The organism is Sinorhizobium psoraleae, from assembly GCF_013283645.1.
GTDB classification, from domain to species: domain Bacteria; phylum Pseudomonadota; class Alphaproteobacteria; order Rhizobiales; family Rhizobiaceae; genus Sinorhizobium; species Sinorhizobium psoraleae.
In genome coordinates this window covers 25129-40539 of sequence record NZ_JABEKV010000014.1, presented here as the reverse complement: position 1 = coordinate 40539, position 15411 = coordinate 25129, and the positions used below count along the sequence as shown (strand labels likewise).

Below are 15411 nucleotides of genomic sequence, written 5' to 3'. Positions count from 1 at the left end.
GCGTGATCGACTTCGAGATCAATTTGACCACTACCCTTCGAGCGCTCGCAAGAAGCGAACCGGCGATCGCTTCCGCCTCCTTCGGCGATTTTGCAATTATCGTTTGAGGGATCGGAATGCCGTAGGCCGCGATCACCGCCTTGGCCTCTGGTTCATTCAGCATCCGGCGACCTTCCGCTGCGGCCTTTCGGAGAACGGATCCCGCCAGACCGCGGTCGATCGGCACTTCGTCGTCCCGGCTGGATGGCACCCTCACCAATGCGCGCTGCGCTTTCGACCATTTGGCGAGGTACGAAGCCGCCAAGGCGACGTCCGACGGCGTGTCATAGCTCGCCAGTCCGGCCCCCTGCAGCACGTGACGGCCGTCACGGGCGATCCGACCGCCTTGTGAGAACCGGTTTCCCCGAGATTGTCCCTGACCGCGCAAGGGACGCGACCGCACGGGCGGCAGCGACGGGAGAGGCGAGGCCGGTCGGACAATTCATGACGATCAGGATGTCAACTCCCGGATCATGAGCGATGATCTCAACCGCCGTCTTGTAACGATCTGGCGGTGCATCACCGATGATGTCGACGGGATTAGCGCGCGACCAATTGGCCGGAAGTACCCGATCGAGTGCGCGGATGGTCTCCGGGGAAAGATCAGCGAACGCGCAAGCGAGGTCCTCCAGGCGATCCACAGCGAGAACGCCGGCCCCGCCGCCATTGGTGACGATTGCGACACGGCTGCGTTCAAGAGGGGGAAAACGCGCGAGGGTTTCTGTCGCGTCGAACAATTCGCCGAGGCCTTCGATCCTCAAGATGCCAGCACGACGCAAAGCCGCGTCGACAACGCGATCGGCTCCTGAAAGCGCACCGGTATGCGTGGCGGCCGCTTTGGCCGCCTCCGTGTGACGGCCGGCCTTGATGGTGACCACCGGCTTTACCCGCGCCGCCGCCCGCGCCGCCGACAGGAATTTCCGTGGATTGGAGATTGCCTCGAGATACATGACGATCGCGTTCGTCTCAAGATCTCCCGCAAGCAGGTCGAGGAAATCGCCCGCGTCCGCGTCTGCCATGTCGCCAAGGGAAATAATTTTCGAAAAACCGACATTATTCTCCGCTGCCCAGTCGATCAACGAAGTCGTGATCGCTCCGGATTGCGAAAGCAGCGCGATTCCGCCCGGCCATGCTTGCAAATGCGCGAAGCTCGCATTCAGCTTCGCGGAAGGAACGATGAGGCCGACGGTGTTCGGCCCAATGATGCGAAGGAGAAAAGGCTTCGCGGCATCGAGCATCGCTTGCCTCAAGCCTTGATCGGCGTTGATACCGGCCGTGATGACCACAGCAGCGCGCGTTCCTTTTATGCCCAGCTCATGGATCAGAGCCGGTACGGTCTGTGGTGGAGTGACAATGACGGCAAGGTCGGGGACACCGGGAACATCCGCTACTCGGCGATAGCAGCGATGGCCGGCGACCTGGTCATGTTTGGGGTTGATCGGCCAGATTTCTCCGTAAAATGCGGCCCGAATCACATTCTCGACAACCACCCGGCCGATCGATCCTGCGCGATCAGAGGCACCGATAATCGCAAGCGACTTTGGATCGATCGCATGATGAAGGTTGCGAATGCTCATGATCTCGATCTCCAATCTTCGTTAATCGAAGATATCGCCGCTTTCCGGCGACGCGTTGATCGCGCTCAAACAAAAAGGCCCGTTCAGGGGAACTATTACGTGTCGCTATGTCGATTAGAAATTCGACACATCAATCCAGCAGTTCTCGCAGCCGCAGTGTCAAGTCTCCGGCGGTGTAGGGCTTTTGCAGCCAGCTTCCTGCCGCCTGCCGGCCCGAACCCGCTCGGCCGCCTCAGGCACTGGCGGATGCATACGGCGCACATGCTATGGGCGAGGGGGTCATGCTCGCTTTCGTCACAGATCACGGTTACGGACGCTGGGGACGGAAATTTGGCGTCGGTTCAACAATAGGCACCGCGTCGGCGCGTCACCTCTCGGCGCAGATGCAGGGCGATCGGGTCAACGCATCTTTGATCCGCATCAAGTCGCCGCCTGCGCAAGTGTGCATGCTTAGCTATGCCGTCCATCATATCAAGGCCGCGACCATGGCGATTGAACCGACCATCCGTTTTCATGGGGCAGCGGGAACCGTTACCGGCTCCTGCCAGCTGATCGAATTCAATGGTACGAAGGTTCTCATCGACTGCGGTATGTTCCAGGGGTCAAAGACCGAGAAGGAACTTAATTACCGGCCCTTTCCCTTCGACCCCAAGAAAATCGATGCCGTAATCCTGACGCACGCGCATATCGACCATTCCGGCCTACTGCCGAAGCTTGCGAGGCTTGGGTACGATGGCCCGATCTTCGCGACGCCGGCAACCACCGACCTCTGCTCCGCCATGCTGCCGGATTCTGCTCACATCCAGGAGAGCGAAGTCGACCAGCTCAATCGCCGCAACCTTCGCCGGGGTCGCCAGACCGTGACGCCGATTTACACCGCGCGCGACGCCGCTGTCGCGATCACACTGTTTCGGCAGGTGCGTCTCGGCTCGTGGGAGACAGTGGGTGAGGGAATTCGCTTCCGTTTCTGGAATGCCGGACACCTGCTCGGATCCGCTTCCGTCGAGATGGAAATCGGTACCGGGCCGTCGCCGCTGCGCCTTCTGTTTTCAGGCGACATCGGTCCGCGTCATAAACTCCTGCAGTTCGATGCGAAAGCACCGAGTGGCCGGGACTACGTCATCTGCGAGAGCACCTATGGCAATATTGAGCGCGAGGAAGCGGACGATGCCGCCCGACGTCACGTTCTGCGCTCCGAGGTGCTGACTGCAGCGCATCCGAATGGCGCTCTTCTCATCCCCTCTTTCGCCGTCGAACGCACGCAGGAACTGCTCACGGATCTGGTCTACTTGATGGAGACGGGCGCCGTCCCGAAATGCCCCATCATCATTGATTCACCCCTTGCGACTCGTGCGAGCGAGATTTTCCGCAGGCATGCCCGCGAGCTTGAGAACGGCGATGCTCTCGTTCGGGGGATCGAGTCGAAGAATGTTCGCTTTACCGAAACGGCGGAGCAATCCAAGGCGGTCGATTTCATTAGGGGGTTCCATATTGTTATCGCTGCGAGCGGGATGTGCGAGGCCGGGCGCATTCGGCATCGCTTGAAAAACTGGCTCTGGCGCGACGAGGCGACAGTGCTGCTGGTTGGTTACCAGGCGAACGGCACCCTGGGGCGCCTTCTCGAAGAAGGAGCCACCGTCGTGCGCATTCAGGGAGACGATATCCGGGTCCGAGCCCGTATTAGGAAGTTGGACATCTATAGCGGCCATGCCGATGGCAGCGAGCTTGCCGACTGGGTGCAGGCCCGGCAGCCGATCAGCGCTGGTGTCTTCCTCGTCCATGGAGAGGACGAGGCACTTGAAGGGATCAGAGGGCGTCTCTCCACGTTCCTGCCTCAAGATCGCCTCATCCGGCCGAGACTGGACAGCGAATTCCGCCTCGGAACGCATGGTGCAGTTCAGATTTCCGAAGCAGTCGCCCCGCCACGCATCGATCCCTTACGGGCAGGAAGGACGGATTGGCACAATGATTTCCAGAAGCTCGTCCTCGATCTTCAGGATGAGCTGGCCAAGGCCGCGGATGATAAGGCGCGTGGGGTTGTGATCCGTCGACTGCGCCGTGCCCTGCAGGAAGAAGCATGAGACGCCGAAGTGATTAGCAATGGCGAGAGCATGAGGCACACGGGTTGGACGTCATGCCGTCGCCACGGTCGTGATCCGCGTCGAGCAACTGGAACACCGTGGGAATGTCGAGAATTGATGCGCGTCAATGCATCGGCGGGCAAATCCCGCTGAAATCCAGCATCAATCTAGGGAGCGCGACGATGCTCAAGATATCGAGGCTGCTGGTTCTAGCTGCTCTATTCGACGCCTTCGGAGGGGCCGCCGAAGCGACCGTCATCGACGCGGGCGTGTCCGCGATGTTGGAGCGGGTGCAGCCAGCGGTCGTCAGTATCCGCACTGTCAGCAGTGGAATTTTCAGAAGCGAGATGCTGGAAGATCCGAATGTACGGAAAGTCCTCGGTCTTCCCAGTGAGGTATTCATCGTCCAGACGGGGGCGACCGCGACAGGGTCTGGCGTGATCATCGATGGGGAGGGAGGCTATATCATCACCAGCCGCCATCTGGTCGCCGAGGCCGATGATGTTTCCGTGACACTCGCGGATGGACGGGTGTTCCACGCCGACAGGGTCGGGGAGGATGCCCCGACGGACCTCGCGGTGGTCAAGATTGATGCCCCAAATCTCAACGCGCTCCAGTGGGGAAATTCATCCGAACTCAAAGTTGGCGAGTTTGTGGCCGCGGTAGGGAGCCCTTTCGGCCTGGCGCAGACGGCGACGTTCGGCATCGTCAGCGGCTTGGGCCGTGCGGGCCTAGGTGCCGATGAATACCAGGATTACATCCAGACCGACGCGGCAATCAACCCGGGGAATTCCGGAGGGGCGCTCGTCAATGTCTCTGGCGAGTTGATCGGAATTGCGCGCGGGATCGCCGCGCCGGATCAGACGAGTACCGGCATCGGCTTTGCAATTCCTTCGAATATCGCGGCGCAGATCGTCCGGGAATTGATATCCCACGGAGAATACAAGCGAGGCTGGCTCGGCCTCTCAGTGACTGCCGCAGCGGATGCGCAAGACGGTAGTGCCGCTCAGCCGCCAGGGCTTATTGTGAACGAACTCGCCTGCAATTCGCCGGCGGAACGGCAAGGCGTACGCCTTGGAGATGTGATCATCGCCCTGGACGACCGCGCCTTCTCGACGGAGCCGGCCTTCAGGAATGCGATCAGCCTGCTTCCGGCGAACGCCCGGATCACTCTCGATGTTCGTCGGGGAGAAACGTCGCAGAAGCTGGACGTGACGCTTTCCGATTCGGCCGATCGTCCCGACGTTTCGGACGGTGGCTCAGTCATTGTCGAATTTCCATCCGCGAGCGGCTCACCGGCATGCGCGCCGGCGGGAGCGGTCCTCGTCGATGTTGCGCCGGGTAGCGCCGCCTATTCGATCGGGCTCAGAACGGGCGATTACCTGACGGCGATCAACGGCAAACCGCCCGTCTCAGCCGATCAAATTGGAAGCGTCCTGGAGAGTGCGGAAGGCAGCGCTTCCATCGATATCCTGCGCGCAGGAACCGCATACCGCATCGATGTTCAATAGGGGCAAGCGGGCGTTCACGTCCGGCAACGCCTTCGCTAGGAGTGGAATGCGATGGGATGGTCGCTGAAGCTTGGAACAATTGCCGGGACCGAAATCCGCATACACATGACGTTTGTCTTGCTGCTCGTCTGGATCCGGTTCACCCACTACCAGATCGGCGGAGCGCCTGCCGCTTGGGAAGGCGTAGCCTTTATCCTCAGCGTGTTCGTTTGCGTGGTCCTGCATGAGTTCGGGCATATTGCCGCAGCGCGCCATTTTAGGATCAAGACACCCGACATCACGCTTCTGCCGATTGGCGGCGTCGCCCGGCTGGAGCGAAATCCGAGCCAGCCAACGGAAGAACTGCTGGTTGCGGTCGCGGGACCTCTGGTCAACATCGCCATTGCCGCCCTGCTTTTCGCCGTTATCGGCGGTGTCGCCGGCCTCGAGCAACTCGCCAGACCGCAGGATCCGCAAATCGACTTCTTTGTCAGGCCGGCCGGCGTCAACATTTTCCTCGTTCTGTTCAATATGATACCGGCCTTTCCGATGGATGGCGGTCGGGTCTTGCGGGCGATCCTGGCTTGGCGCTGGTCCTGGGAACGCGCCACGCGCGTCGCCGCGACGATAGGGCAGGGGCGCGGCCTTCGTCATGGGTGTGGCGGGTTTGTTCTATAGTCCTCTGCTCATCCTCATCGCGATCTTTGTTTATCTCGCTGCTGCAGACAACAGGTGCACCGGCCGCAGCAGTGGTCAGCCGTAGCCAGCATCCGGTCGCTATCATGAACTATGAAACGATCGGCGAGATGCTGATGCTGCGCGCCGCCGTTCATGACTTCCGTTTCGGCATGCTGCGGCGTTCGAGAGTAGGCGGCTAACGCTCAACAATAGCGACCCCGTCCTTGATCCGGTCGCTCGGGTAGAGAATGACTCGTTCTCCGGGTACAAAGCCTTCTCGGATTTCGACTGCGAGGCTGTTCCGCTGACCGACGGCGACAGTGCGCAATTGCGCCCGTCCCTCGGCGGCGACAAAGACGGCCCATTCTTCGCCTTGCCGGAACAAGGCGCCAAGCGGCAGCCTGAGGACTTCACCCTCGAACAGGATGACTTGCACGTCGACTCGATAACCATGTCCGAGCGTACGCCAACGTTGCGGTGGATCGGCAAAGTGCAGGATTACGTCGACCCGCTGCTCCTCGATACCGAGCGCCGACACCTCGGTTTGCCCAAACGGCTCGATTCGACGAACGACGGCGTTGAGGTCTTCGCCGCCCCAGCCGGTGATGATCGCACGCTGACCAGGGGTTATGCGCACGGCGTCCTCCGAGAGGAAGTTGACGACGATCTCCAGATCCGCAGGATCACCGATGTCGAGCAGCGGCGTTCCAGCTTCGACCACGCCTTCACTGCGGCGCATGACCTGCAGCACCACGCCGCTCACCGGCGCGGTTACCGGCATGCATTCGCAGTCTTCACGGAGGCTCCGGATCTCCTGCCGCGACAGGAGCCGTGACCGGGCTTGGTGAAGCTCGTGCTCTCGTACCTTCAGGGCGGCTTCGGCCGTAGCCAGATTGGCCTGCGCAACATGGTATGCACGCTCCGCGTCCTCTAGGGTGCGCTGCGAGATCGCCCTGCGCTCGATCAACTGTCGGGCGCGGGCGCGCTCCCCTTCGGCAAAGGTCAAGTCGGCTTTGGCCTTATTGAGTTCGGCAGCGGCGAGGTTGTGGGCCGCGCGCGCCGCCTCGACAGCCGCCTGCAGCTCCGCCTCGGTCCTCACATCCAAAAAGGCCGGCGGCGCGGGTTCGATTTGCGCCAGTTGCGTCTCTCCCGCCTTGACGACGTCGCCCACCTCGGCGCTGATACGCTGTAACTGGCCATGCAACGGCGCATGAAGCGTGTAGACGTCGCGCACTCGCGTTTCCCCCTCCTCGTCAAGGGTGACGCGCAGCAAGCCAGTCTCGGCGACGGCCAAATCGACCTGAATCGGCTGCGGCCGCAACGCATAGGCGATGCCCGCCGCGAGCAGGGCGAGCAGACTGCCCCAGATTGCCAACCTGCGCTTCACAACACTCACATGCTACTCCCTTGTCTTCAGCACTGCGATCAGATCCAGACGATCAAGCCGCCGGCGCACGAGCGCGGCGCAAACCAGCGTCGCCGCAAGCGCGATGAGAGCCGCCTTGCCATAGGTTGCATCCCGCAGGACGAGCGGCACGCGGTAGAGCTCGGTTTCGAAGGCGCTCGTCATGTACCATGCAAGGCCATAGCCGATGGTCGCGCCGAGCGGGATGGCGATCCATGTCAGAATGCCGACCTCACCGAGCAGGATGTAGGAAATCTCCCAGCGGCTGAAGCCGAGGACGCGCAGCGTCGCTAGTTCGCGCGCCCGTTCGGAAAGCGCGATGCGGATCGAATTGTAGGTGACGCCGACTGAAAGCGTCATAGAGAAGGCGACGAAGAAGCCGACGAAGATGAAGATGGTTTCACCCATGGTCTTGTAGAAGGTCTCGATCGCGGCCCGCCGGAAGAGTACGGCGGCAACGTTGGGAATGTCCTTGAGTTTTGCCAATAAACTCGCGCGGCTCGGAGAATCGACGAGGATATGCAGTCCGCTCACGACGCGACCCCCACCGGCTATCCGGTTCAGCGCGCCCATGTCCATGTAGGCGGGCGTGCCGAGATAGGTTTCGAAGACCTGAGCTACGGGAAGGCTCAACCGGGCCTGGCGCCCTTCCAGCAGTTCGACACCCACGGTGTCGCCTGCGCTCACGTGAAGCAGCTCCGCGAGCTTGCGTGAAAGCATGAGCCCGCCTGGGGGAACGTTGATACGTCCGCGCTCGACATCGAACACGGGACTGAGGATTGCGCCGGGCGGTACGCCGATTATGCCTTGTCTCTCGACAAGGTGCCCGTGGCTGATGCGCGCCGACGCGTGGCGATAAGGTTCCGCCGCCAGGACACCGGGTAGACGCTCGAAGTCCCCGACCGTGTGAACGGGCTGCAGGTCGTTGAATGCAACGGTCGCGTCCTGATGCTGCCCGCGCTCGAAAGCGGTCTCGGCCAGCGCGTCGATCGCGTCGACCCACTGCAGCGCCATGATCAGCACGGCGATCGACATTGCGAGACCGAGACTGGCTAGGAAAGCCCTAACCGGCCATCGGACGATGCGTCTTACGATCATGCGCGACGGTTCGTCCAGCGCGCCGGCAAGCGCCGTTCGAGAAGCCCAGCTACGCCGATAGATCGGTGGGGAAGGTGGGAGCATCGCCTCCGCCGGCGGAAGCCGGACCGAGCGGCGCACCGCGGCGAGGCTGCCAGCGAGCGCCGCGCCGAGACTGATCGCGCCGGCAATGACGAAGCCGGCGGGGCCGGGGCGATAGAGCAGGAAAGGAAAGCGGTAGAATTTCGTATAGAGCTCCGTGTTCCAGTGACCGAGCCAGGCGCCGAGCAGCGAACCGATAAGGATGCCGATCGTGCCGATGACAAGGACCATCTTGGCATAGTGCCAACCGATCGCCAGATTGCTGTAACCGAAGGCCTTCAGAAGGCCGATCTCGTGGCGCTCCGTTTCGATCAGCCGTGCCATTACCATGTTGGTCAGAAAGGCGGCGACCGCCAGAAAGATGGTCGGCATGATCCGCGACATGTTCTTTTGTTGGGCGATCTCGCTTTCGAGAAACCAGTTCGAGGTCTGGTCGGCACGACCGTAGGCACCGATGCCGCCGAAGGGAGCGAGCAGGCCGTCGAGCCGGCGGATAACGTCTTTTTCGTCAGCGCTGGGCAGGAGACCGAGCGTGACGCTGTTGAAGGAAGCCTTCAGGTCGAAGGCGGCTGCCAACGCATCGTGCCCCATCCACAGGACGCCGAAACGCTCGTCGTCCGGCATGAGACCGCCGGGGGCAATCGCGTAGACGAATTCGGGGCTGAGCGCAGTGCCGACGACCTGCAAAGTGCGTTTGCGCCCCCTTAAGACGGCACTGAAATTGTCGCCGGCCTTCAATTCGTGAGCCTCGGCGAAAGGCTCACTGACGACCACCTCATCCGGTCGGGCCGGGTCGACCAAGCGTCCGGATCTGATCACCAGTGTGTTCAGAAGCTCAGGACCCCGTTCGGGCAGCGACAGCAATTGGGCAACGACCGGCTCGGCAAAACCCGGCATGTCAAGAATGGCGCCTTCAACGATGCGCGTTTCGGCAAGGCGCACACCCGGAATATCGGCAATCTCGCGGCCAAGATCTTCGGGCGCTCGCTTTGCCTGAGCAAACACATCGGCAAAGCGCGTCCGCTCGTAATAGGCGGCGGTTGTCTCCTCGAGCGCCTCGATCGTCGTCAGCGCCATGATGAGCAGGGCGGTACCGGATGCGATGACCAGCGCGATGGCAAGAACCTGAGCCTTCAGCCCCCAGAGTTCACGAACGAGCTTTCGATCGAGACTGCTCATTATGCTCACCAGGCGAGTTCGCCGGGGGCGCGCTGAGCGGCGTTTTGTCGCGTTTCAACAATGCGCCCATCGGCAAAGTAGAGCACGCGATTGGCAATCTCGGCAATGACCGCGTTGTGGGTGATGAGCGCAGTAGTGGTCCCAAGCTCGCGATTGATCTTGAGGATTGCCTCGAGCACGAGGATTCCCGTCTTGCTGTCGAGTGCGCCCGTTGGCTCGTCGCAGAGAAGCAGGTCGGGGCGCTTGGCGATTGCGCGGGCGATGGCGACGCGCTGCTGTTCGCCGCCGGAAAGCTGCGCCGGGAAGTGATCGAGCCTGTCGCCGAGACCGACGATCGAAAGCGCTTCAACCGGCGACATCGGATTTCTGGCGATCTCCGTCACGAGGGAGACGTTTTCGCGCGCGGTCAAACTCGGAATGAGGTTGTAGAATTGGAAAACGAAGCCGACGTGATTGCGGCGGTAGAGGTTGAGTGCGCGTTCGCTATCCATCGTGAGGGGCTGGCCGCGAAACATGACCGTCCCGCTCGTGGGCGTATCGAGTCCGCCAAGGATATTGAGCAATGTCGATTTACCGCTCCCCGACGGCCCCAACAGAACGACCAGTTCGCCTTCACGAAAGTCCACGTCCACCCCACGTAGCGCGTGCACTTCCACCGCGCCCATCCGATAGATCTTGGTGAGTTCGCGTGTCTCAAGAGCAATGGCCGATGCCTCGTCCTCCACTGCAAGCCTCTCGGAATGCCGACGTGCCGTTGACTGGCGCCGTTCAGATAGACCTGAAATGCACCGCGCGATCTCAGGAATGTGAACTTTAGCAGATCGTTTCAAAATCGGCGGTGACTCGCGCGCTGCGGCCAAGGACGTAAGGCAGCAGCGCCAGTTTGGTGTACACGCCTCCCATCCGCACAGGTGTGCGGACGGGAAGACGCGCGATAATCAATTGGCCTTGATCTGAATCGTGCGCTCGTTCTGCTGTGCTTCCTGGGTCTTCGGCAGGGTTACCGACAGAACGCCCTTCGAGAAATTTGCAGCAATCTTTTCTGCATCGACTCCATCTGGCATCCGGAACGTGCGCTGGAACGAGCCGTAGCGGCGCTCAGAGAGGACATATTCCTTCTTCTCCTGTTTCTCCTCCTGTTTCTCGCCTCGGATCGTCAGGATCCCGTTGGAGATGGCTACCTCTATGTCCCTTTCTTCCATCCCCGGCAGTTCACAGGTGATCTCGTAGCTCTTTTCTGTCTCCGCCAAATCAACGGCCGGCGCCACCTCCAGCTCCGACAGCCGCCGACGCATGAGGGCGGAAGCCAAGGGGCGATGCCACAGGTTTGGAGCGAAGTCGTCGAACAGCCGGTCGATTTCGGACCGGAGGCTCTCAAAGGGGAGCCACGACTGCGCACGACGTTCGACGCCTTTTTCTTCCGACTTGATGGGCAGTTTGGTTTCAGGTTCAGCCATGGCTGGTTCTCCTTCAAAGCGGTGGGTCCTGGCTCGTCTTGCCGTTGGGTTGCTTAGGCGCGGGCGCAAGCCAGTCTGGCTGACTTCTATCGGCGCTTCTCCGCCGGTGGCCACGCCAGATGAGATCTATTAAACCGCTGTGATGCGGCAGCCTCATTGATCGGCGTCAAAGAGCGGCTTGATCTGTAGAAGCCGGAAGCACCGAGATTTCGGCCCGCCTCATTCTTCCCCACAGCACTCGAAAGCGGCCTGGCGCCCTGTATGGACCGGTGATTTGCCGACCTAATTCCTTAAAACGTGATCGCAGGGGTGCCGCCAAATCTGTATCGACGATCTGCTGACTGCCGGCAGCTCAACCAGACTGGAGCCGCGATCGTATCAGGCATGTTCTGGCTCATGCGCCGTCGATCTATGACCGCTCGCTGCCTTCAAGCGAGCTCTTGGCATCATTGGCCATCCGATTCACGCACCAGCGTGCGTAGATCGGCCCGAACATCGGACCGAGAAACTTTGCCGCGATCGTCGCCGGATAGTCATAGTCGATGAATACGCGCAGCCGCGAGGCCCGCCCAGGGCGCTGATCTCGAACCCCATCCGGTAAGCACCGATGACAAGGAGGTTCGGGCAGCCTCGCGTCTGCCACACCTTGCGTCGGGGTGGCTGCCGCTCGGTGATCACTTCTTCGACGGAAAGCACCAGACCAAGTATGTTGCCCCGCATCCTAATGACCGAACCGACAGTGCGGCCTCTGGCTTCGTCGAACTCGCACGACATCCGCCCGCCGAGCATCTCATCGAAGGCTTCTGCATGTGCGAGCCGAGGCTCGCCTGTTCATCCAGTAGTCAAAAAGCACGTCTGCGGAGGTCGCGATATCGGTAATGGCTTGTGCCGCGTGAGCGTAGGTCATGTGATATCGTCGGTTTTTATGCGGTGGTCCCCGTGGCGATCACCGCCATGACCATGGAGGAGGTGCATCAAAGGACAGGCGAGCAGCAGCAGGTACGGAGCGAGCCCAAGTGCATGCTGCCAGTGCTCACGGAGAATGAAGAACGCGACGATCACCGCGAGCGAGGCGGCGAAGAGCGTCCACTTGCGATCCCGAATCATATCCGTGTACTCCTCAACCTGAGCGAATTGCCGATCACGCTCACCGACGAGAGCGCCATGGCGGCCGCTGCGATGATCGGCGACAGCAAGAGTCCGAATGCGGGGTAGAGCACGCCAGCCGCAACCGGGACGCCGGCGGCGTTGTAGATGAACGCGAAGAACAGGTTCTGCCGGATGTTCCTCATCGTGGCGTGGCTGAGCTGCCGTGCCCGCACGATGCCCTGAAGGTCGCCCTTGAGCAGGGTGACGCCGGCGCTCTCGATTGCCACATCCGTCCCGGTTCCCATGGCGATGCCGACGTCTGCGGCGGCGAGGGCCGGGGCATCGTTGACGCCGTCTCCCGCCATGGCGACGATGCGACCCTCGTTTCTCAGACGCCTGACGATTTCGCTCTTGTGCTCCGGCAGGATTTCCGCCTCGACCTCCGTGATGCCGAGCTTGCGAGCAACGGCATTGGCCGTGGTCCTGTTGTCACCAGTAAGCATCACCACGCGAGCACCGTCCTTAATCAGTGCCTCGACGGCGGCGGGTGTCGTCGGCTTTATCGGATCGGAGATCGCGAACAGGCCGCCGACTCTGCCGTCTATGGCGACGAAGATGACGGTCGCTCCTTCGCCCCGCAGTGCTTCCGCCTTTTCGGTGAGCGGGGCTACGTCCACGTTCTCCTCGGACATGATTTGGTGGCTTCCGATAACAAGCCTGTGTCCCTTTACCGTGCCCGTGACGCCTTTGCCCACCGGGCTGTCGAAGTTCTCTGCCGTCCCGAGAGCCAGCCCGCGCTCATTGGCGGCCTCGACGATTGCCGCCGCGAGCGGATGCTCGCTCGCCCGCTCCAGCGTGGCGGCGAGCTGCAGGAGTTCGTCCTCGGCTATCCCGTTCACGGCGACGACCGATGTGACCTTCGGTTTGCCCTCGGTCAGGGTCCCGGTTTTGTCGACCACAAGCGTGTTGACCTTTTCGAAGCGTTCGAGCGCCTCGGCGTTTTTGATCAGTACGCCGGCGCGAGCGCCCTGTCCGACGCCGACCATGATCGACATCGGCGTGGCGAGGCCCAGCGCGCACGGGCAGGCGATGATCAGCACGGCGACGGCGGTGACGAGTCCATGGGCGAAACGCGGTTCCGGACCGATCCACATCCAAGTGGCGAAGGCAACGATGGCGATGAGGATGACAGCGGGCACGAACCAGCCGGAGACCTCATCGGCCAGCCGCTGGATCGGCGCGCGCGAACGTTGGGCTTCCGCCACCATCTGTACGATCTGCGACAGCATGGTGTCACGGCCGACCTTCCCTGCCTCCATCACGAAGCCGCCCGTCTTGTTCATCGTACCCCCGATCAGCTTCGCCCCGACCTCTTTGGTCACGGGCATGGACTCTCCGGTGATCATCGACTCATCCACCGAGCTCCGGCCTTCGACGAGCGTCCCGTCGACCGGGACTTTCTCACCTGGCCGCACGCGCAGCAGATCGCCGACCGCAACGGCTTCGAGCGGCACGTCTTCGTCCGTTCCGTCATTCCGGATACGGCGGGCCGTCTTCGGGGCGAGATCCAAAAGCGCGCGGATCGCTCCGCCCGTCTGCTCGCGAGCACGCAGTTCCAGAACCTGCCCGAGCAGGACGAGCACGGTGATGACCGCCGCGGCCTCGAAATAGATTGGGACCGCTCCGTCGGCGGATCGGAACGTCGCCGGGAACAGTCCGGGCGCAACCGTCGCCATCACGCTGTAAACCCAGGCGACGCCCGTGCCCATCGCGATCAGGGTGAACATATTCAGGCGGCGAGTGACGAGGGACCGCCATGCGCGTTCGAAGAAGGGAGCGCCCGCCCAGAGGACCACGGGGGTCGCGAAGACGAGCTGGAGCCAGTTCGACGTCTGGACGCCGAGCAGCATGTGTAGGTTGGTGAGGTGACCGCCCATTTCGAGCGCCATCACAGGCAGTGTCAGGACGAGCCCGATCCAGAACCTCCGCCGCATGTCGACTAGTTCCGGACTGGGACCGGTTTCGGCGGCGATGACCTCGGGTTCGAGCGCCATACCGCAAATCGGGCAGTTGCCGGGGCCGATCTGCCGAATCTTGGGATGCATCGGGCAGGTGTAGACCGCGCCTTCCGTCATAGTCACTCGCGAACCCTCTGCTTGAGCGAGCGGGGCGTGCACATTTGTTCGACTATGGTGATGGCTCGGATCAATTCCCATTCCGGCATCTTATGCATTTCAGCAGTCGATTCTTTGACCAACATCAATCTACTGCTTCACCGTACGGCGTATGCTGCGGTCACTAATTGGAGGCGGTACCATGCTGGCCAGAGACATTATGAACAAAAAGGTGCTGTCGATAAGCCCCGATCACAGCGTGAGTCATGCAGCGCGCACGATGCTAGAAAACCGTATAAGCGGACTGCCAGTGTGCGACGACGATGGCAAGTTAGTCGGCATCTTGTCGGAGGGCGATTTGTTGCGTCGTGCAGAGCTGGGATCGGCGGCATGGCCGAGCGCCCCGCGAGACAAAACTGAACCGAGGGCGTTCACCAAGACACATAGCTGGCGCGTAGGTGACGTGATGACGCAGCCCGTCGTGACCGTTGATGAGGATGTGTCCATTGGCCGCGTCGGCGCGTTGATGGCTGCCAACCAGATCAAGCGGGTTCCAGTCATGCGAGCTGAAGAGATGGTCGGCATCATATGCCGAAGCGACATTCTTCGGGCGATCGCTGCCGCCGTGCCAGATCCGATAGCTGGAGGTGATGAAGCAGTGCGCCGCGCGGTCCTGGCGCGGCTTTGTTCCGATCTCGGGCTCGACAGAGGGGCCGTCGAGGTGACTGTCGAGAATGGAACCGTCAGTCTGTCAGGACAGGTCGAAAGCGAAGCCGAGCGCGAGGCGGCCCGCGTGGTTGCCGAGACGATCAGCGGTGCGGGGGGCGTCAGGAACAGGTTGCGCATTGTCGCTAATTGAGCGCCTAATCGACGGTGCTGCGGGTGTGGCGAGCCGTCATCCAGGATGATCGCGGTCCGGGTGATCGCGGCAGATGAAGAGATCATCATTGTAACCGCCGCACCGAAGTCCCAAGCCAGGAGCTTTCCCCATGAACGGTCGCCTTGCGACCGACCTTGTGGAGCGGATGGACACCTATTGGCGGCCGCAAACTATCTTTCGGTGGGGAAAATCGTCTTCGCGACAACCAGCAGAAGCTTACGTTTGCACATGTGAAGCTTCGCC

General features: G+C 61.6%; 9 protein-coding genes and 2 pseudogenes. 4 read left to right on the top strand and 7 right to left on the bottom strand.

The window, feature by feature from the left end; all coding sequences use genetic code 11:
- Nucleotides 1-1616: pseudogene (locus tag ILFOPFJJ_RS32500) on the bottom strand (acetate--CoA ligase family protein); the annotation flags it as partial.
- A gap of 485 nt (nt 1617-2101) precedes the next feature.
- Here ILFOPFJJ_RS32500 and ILFOPFJJ_RS32495 point away from each other — a divergent pair.
- The 3 genes and pseudogenes from ILFOPFJJ_RS32495 to ILFOPFJJ_RS32485 all read left to right on the top strand — a co-directional run.
- Complete coding sequence (locus tag ILFOPFJJ_RS32495; protein ID WP_173514577.1) at nt 2102-3697, top strand: MBL fold metallo-hydrolase; 1596 nt, start codon at nt 2102-2104, stop codon at nt 3695-3697.
- A gap of 182 nt (nt 3698-3879) precedes the next feature.
- Nucleotides 3880-5208, top strand: coding sequence for a trypsin-like peptidase domain-containing protein (locus ILFOPFJJ_RS32490; protein ID WP_173514560.1), 1329 nt, complete (start codon nt 3880-3882; stop codon nt 5206-5208).
- 51 nt (nt 5209-5259) lie between these two features.
- Nucleotides 5260-5908: pseudogene (locus ILFOPFJJ_RS32485) on the top strand (site-2 protease family protein); the annotation flags it as partial.
- A 153-nt stretch (nt 5909-6061) separates the two neighbouring features.
- On the opposite strand, the gene ILFOPFJJ_RS32480 reads toward ILFOPFJJ_RS32485, so the two are convergent.
- From ILFOPFJJ_RS32480 to ILFOPFJJ_RS32455, 6 genes are all read right to left on the bottom strand, one after another.
- The gene (locus ILFOPFJJ_RS32480) at nt 6062-7261 is read right to left on the bottom strand and encodes an efflux RND transporter periplasmic adaptor subunit (RefSeq protein ID WP_173514559.1); all 1200 of its coding nucleotides are present in this window, start codon (nt 7259-7261) and stop codon (nt 6062-6064) included.
- A gap of 3 nt (nt 7262-7264) precedes the next feature.
- Nucleotides 7265-9628, bottom strand: coding sequence for an ABC transporter permease (locus ILFOPFJJ_RS32475; protein ID WP_173514558.1), 2364 nt, complete (start codon nt 9626-9628; stop codon nt 7265-7267).
- Nucleotides 9629-9633: 5 nt separating this feature from the next.
- Entirely contained in the window at nt 9634-10353 is a 720-nt protein-coding gene (locus tag ILFOPFJJ_RS32470; RefSeq protein WP_173514557.1) for an ABC transporter ATP-binding protein, read from the bottom strand.
- A 213-nt stretch (nt 10354-10566) separates the two neighbouring features.
- Nucleotides 10567-11085 carry an Hsp20/alpha crystallin family protein gene (locus ILFOPFJJ_RS32465; RefSeq protein ID WP_173514556.1) on the bottom strand — a complete coding sequence of 173 codons (519 nt, stop codon included), beginning with the start codon at nt 11083-11085 and terminating at the stop codon, nt 10567-10569.
- A 903-nt stretch (nt 11086-11988) separates the two neighbouring features.
- Nucleotides 11989-12192, bottom strand: a complete 204-nt coding sequence (locus ILFOPFJJ_RS32460) for a DUF2933 domain-containing protein (RefSeq protein WP_173514555.1) — start codon at nt 12190-12192, stop codon at nt 11989-11991.
- Nucleotides 12189-14390, bottom strand: a complete 2202-nt coding sequence (locus tag ILFOPFJJ_RS32455; RefSeq protein WP_173514554.1) for a copper-transporting P-type ATPase — start codon at nt 14388-14390, stop codon at nt 12189-12191. The genes ILFOPFJJ_RS32460 and ILFOPFJJ_RS32455 overlap by 4 nt, the downstream gene beginning before the upstream one ends.
- A gap of 100 nt (nt 14391-14490) precedes the next feature.
- Here ILFOPFJJ_RS32455 and ILFOPFJJ_RS32450 point away from each other — a divergent pair, with 100 nt between their 5' ends.
- Nucleotides 14491-15147 carry a CBS domain-containing protein gene (locus tag ILFOPFJJ_RS32450; RefSeq protein WP_173514553.1) on the top strand — a complete coding sequence of 219 codons (657 nt, stop codon included), beginning with the start codon at nt 14491-14493 and terminating at the stop codon, nt 15145-15147.
- Nucleotides 15148-15411 lie beyond the last annotated feature (264 nt).